The sequence below is a fragment of the Bradyrhizobium sp. P5_C11_2 genome, assembly GCF_054049755.1.
The window spans coordinates 1-3,888 of sequence record NZ_JBFULT010000647.1 but is presented as its reverse complement, the minus strand read 5'-3'; the positions used below and the strand labels follow the sequence as shown (position 1 = coordinate 3,888).

Here is a 3,888-nt window from a genome sequence, read left to right as displayed (position 1 = left end):
TGTAGGTCGCGAACCAGGGCTTTGCGACGTCGAGCTGCTCGACGGCGGTCTTGGCGTCCGGGTTCTTGTTGAGGAAGTCGACCATGTCAGGCGTCTTGTAGGCGGCCATGTTGGGCGCGAAATAGCCGGTGGCGCGGCTCCACCAGGCGCTCTTCTCGGGCGAGGTCATCCACTTGATCAGGGTCCAGGCGGCCTTCTGCTTGTCGGCTTCGAGGCCGGCCGGAACGATCAGCGAGGCGCCGCCGATCGGCACGGCGTTGCGGACGTTGCGCGGGATGAACGCGACCTTGTAGGCGAACTTGGCGTTGTCGCGCACATAGGTCAGCGAGCCCGTCGACAGCATCATCATCGCGGCATTGCCGGAGATGAAGGAGGTGCTGACGGCCGGACCGGGCGTGGCGCCGGGCGCATGCACCTTGTGCTTGGTGACGAGGTCGTTCCACCAGGTCAGCGCACCGAGYATCGAGGGCGTGTCGTAATAGACCTCGCCGCCGAACTCCTCGTTGTAGTAGCGCCCGCCATTGGTCATGGTGAGCGTTTCCATCATCCAGCCGCAATAGTCGTAGGCGCAGGGGATCGCGATGCCCCATTGGGTCACCTTGTCGCCCTCGCGCTTGGTGAGCTTCTTGGCCCAGTCGGTGAGCTCGGCCCAGGTCTGCGGCGGCTTGTTCGGATCGAGGCCGGCTTCCTTGGCCTTGTCGGCGTTGATGTAGAGCAGCGGCGTCGAATTGTGGAAGGGCACGCCGTAGACCGAGCGGTTGATCACCGCGTTGCCCTGGAGTGCCGGGAAGAACTGGCCGAGGAACTGGTCCTTGGTGGTGCCGTCGGCGGCGATCAGGGGATCGAGATTGGTGAGCTCGTTCTCGATCTGCATGTCGAGCAGGAAGTTCGCCGACATGATCACGGCAGCCGGCGGCTTGCCGGCCTTGATCGAGGCGCGCGTCTTGATCAGCGTGTCGTCATAGGAGCCGGTGTAGACGGCGGTGGCCTTGATCGCGGGATGGGTCTCGTTGAACTCCTTGATCAGGGTGCCCATGTCGCGGGCGAGCTTGCCGTCGACGGGGACGGGGAAGAACAGGTCGATCTCGGTCGGGCCTTCGGCCATTGCCGGGACGGCGAGGGCGCCTGCCATAGTGCCAGCCATGGCGAGGCCAAGCATGAGCCTGCGGGTAAACAGCATCGAAGAATCTCCTATTTGATGCCTGAGGTGACGAAAGAACTGATGAATCGCTTCTGGAAGATCAGGAAGGTGATGAGCAGCGGCGCGATCACCATCAGCGTGCCGGCGGCGATGGTGCCCCAGGCCTGCGTGCCCTCCGCGGTCGCGGTGAACACCGAGAGCCCGACGGTAAGCGGCCGCTTGTCCGGCGAATTGATCACCATCAGCGGCCACAGGAAGTCGTTCCAGTGGCTGGTCACCGAGATGATCGCGAAGGCGGAAAAGCTCGGCATCGACAGCGGCACATAGATGTGGCGGATGCGCTGAAAGAGACCGGCGCCGTCGATCAGGGCCGCGTCCTCGAGCTCCGTGGGAATGGCCTCGAAGGCCTGGCGCATCAGGAACGTGCCAAACGCGGACGCGAAGAACGGCATCATCACGCCGGCAAGCGTATCGTAGAGACCGAACTGCGCGATGATGCGCAGGTTCGGCACGATCAGCAGCACCGGCACCAGCATCAGCTGCATCAGGAACAGGTAGAAGATCAACGACTTCCCGGCGAAGTCGAGCCGCGCAAAGGCAAAGCCCGCCAACGTGATCGTGAAGAACTGCACCAAGAGGATACCGGTGCAGATGATCGTGGTGTTGAGGGCGTAGCGTGGGAAATCGCCGATCTCCCAGGCGTCCCTGACATTGTCGAGCGTCGGCTTCAGGCTCGGCATCAGCTCGGCCATGAGGTTGATGCCCTCGGAGGCCGGGCGAAGTGTCGCCACACCCATCCACAGGAACGGGATCAGCCAGACGATCGCGAGCAGCACGGTCAGCAGAAAGCCGAGCTTTGGTGTGATCTCGCGGCGGGTCGCGAGCGGAGCGTCCTTGAGCAGCCAGTCGATCAGCGTCATCGCCCGCCCTCCCGGTTCGCCATGGTGCGGAAGGAGAGCGCGGTGAGGCCCATCAGCGCGGCGAGCGTCAGTAGCGTCGCCGCCGAGGCCTTGCCGATGTCGTAGTGCTCGACCGCCTGCTGGTAGATGTAGAACAGCACGAGATTGGTCGAGTTGGACGGCCCGCCCTTGGTCATGACGAAGACGTGGTCGACCTGCGTCACCGCATTGAGCGTGGCGATCACGATAACGAACAGGAAGGTGGGCTTGAGTTCGGGCAGGATGATGTGGCGCATGCGCTGCCATGGGCCCGCGCCGTCGAGATGGGCGGCCTCCATCACGTCTTCGGGCACAGACTGGAGGCCGGCGAGGAAGAACAGCATGTAATAGCCGGCGTTCTTCCAGATCGTGATGACCATGATCGCGTAAAGCGCGATGTCGGAATCGCCGAGCCAGTTCGGCAGCACCGGAAGCAGCCGGCCGATGTAGTAGTCGAGCAGCCCGACATTGGGCAGGAAGATGAACAGGAACAGCGCGGACGCCGCGACCATCGGGATCAGCACCGGCAGGAACAGCGCTGCGCGCAACGCGCTGCTCACGGCGCTGGTGCGAGCCAGCGCCAGCGCGAACAATAGGGCAAGTCCGATGCTGGGGATCGCGGTGCCGACGGCGTAGACGAGGTTGTTCACGACCGCGCCGGTGAAGGCGGGGTCGGCCAGCACAGCGGCGATATTGTCGAGGCCGACGAACCGGACCGGCGCCTTCGGCGTGGCACGCTGATAGAGCGCGTCGATGATGACGCGTCCCATCGCGCCATAGGTGAACAGCGCGAGGAAGACCAGCGAGGGCAACAGCAGCAGATAGGCGGGCAACGAGGCTTTGAAGCGGCTCGAAAACCGCTTCAGAACGTGCAGGCGCGGTGCCGCCGAAGTCGCGACCGGGAGAGCCGCGGGTTCAGCGAGGCTCATCTCATCGCGCCGGGAAATTGAGCGCATAGTCGCGGCCGTCCACTCCCGCCGGGGGCTCGAAGGGGAAGCGCAGACTGGTGTCGAGGAAGTCGTGGCTGTGCACGACCAGGTTGTCGCCGTCGATCAGCACCACGCCATAGGCCGGCGGCTCGTGGCTGGCGAGATGGTCGGTCGCGGCAGCATCAAGCTCGAACCAGACCTGGTGGTTGGTGCCGCGGAGCGTCGAGAACGGGATATTGCCGTAGCTGCCGAAGATCGGCCGGTGCACGTGGCCGAAGAAGAGATGGCGGATGCGCGAGCGGTAGGGCGCGATCACCTCGGCGAATTCAGCGCTCTGCGCCAGTGCGATTTCGTCCATCGCGTGCACGCCGACCGGGAAGGGCGGATGATGCATGAACACGACGAATGGCGTGTCGGCGGGCGCAGCGGCCAGCGTGCTTGCGAGCCAGCCGAGGCGTTTGGCGCACATCTCGCCGGCATGGCTGGTCTCGTCCAGCGTGTCGAGGAAGACGAACAGCCCGTGCTCTGTGGTCCGGGTGCCCTGCACGAAGCCGTTGGGGTCGCGCGGAGCGGCCTTCAGGCCGTCGAGGCAGGCCACGCGCTTGTCGTGATTACCGACCATGGCGATGTAGGGAATCTTCAGCGCAGCCATTGCGTCTGCGAAATTGCCGTAGGATTCGGGCTCGCCCCAATGGGTGAGGTCGCCGGTCACGACCGCGAAGGCGGCATCGGACTGGTGCTTGTTGATGTCGGCAATTGCCGCGTCCAGCCGGGCGCGCGGGTCGAGGCCATAGAGTTTCAGCCCCGGGTTCGCGAGATGCGTGTCGGTGATGTGGATGAATTTGAAGGGCATGGCGCGCTTGTCAGGACTGTTGGAGGA

General features: G+C 64.3%; 4 protein-coding genes. All 4 read right to left on the bottom strand.

Annotated elements, in window-relative coordinates; all coding sequences use genetic code 11:
* The coding region (locus tag ACXJL8_RS36055; RefSeq protein WP_456686540.1) for an extracellular solute-binding protein at positions 1-1,180 on the bottom strand (1,180 nt) is incomplete at its 3' end.
* Positions 1,181-1,191: 11 nt separating this feature from the next.
* On the bottom strand, positions 1,192-2,061 hold the full coding sequence (locus ACXJL8_RS36050) for a carbohydrate ABC transporter permease (RefSeq protein WP_456621923.1): 870 nt from the start codon (positions 2,059-2,061) through the stop codon (positions 1,192-1,194).
* The gene (locus tag ACXJL8_RS36045) at positions 2,058-3,008 is read right to left on the bottom strand and encodes a carbohydrate ABC transporter permease (protein ID WP_456621924.1); all 951 of its coding nucleotides are present in this window, start codon (positions 3,006-3,008) and stop codon (positions 2,058-2,060) included. The genes ACXJL8_RS36050 and ACXJL8_RS36045 overlap by 4 nt, the downstream gene beginning before the upstream one ends.
* Before the next feature lies 1 nt (position 3,009).
* Positions 3,010-3,861 (bottom strand): phosphodiesterase, encoded by an 852-nt coding sequence (locus tag ACXJL8_RS36040; RefSeq protein WP_456621925.1) that lies wholly within the window; start codon positions 3,859-3,861, stop codon positions 3,010-3,012.
* Positions 3,862-3,888 lie beyond the last annotated feature (27 nt).

Excerpts from the sequence above, each read along its gene's own strand:
- ACXJL8_RS36050 (WP_456621923.1), bottom strand. The coding sequence starts at position 2,061 with ATGACGCTGATCGACTGGCTGCTCAAGGACGCTCCGCTCGCGACCCGC.
- ACXJL8_RS36045 (WP_456621924.1), bottom strand. The coding sequence starts at position 3,008 with ATGAGCCTCGCTGAACCCGCGGCTCTCCCGGTCGCGACTTCGGCGGCA.
- ACXJL8_RS36040 (WP_456621925.1), bottom strand. The coding sequence starts at position 3,861 with ATGCCCTTCAAATTCATCCACATCACCGACACGCATCTCGCGAACCCG.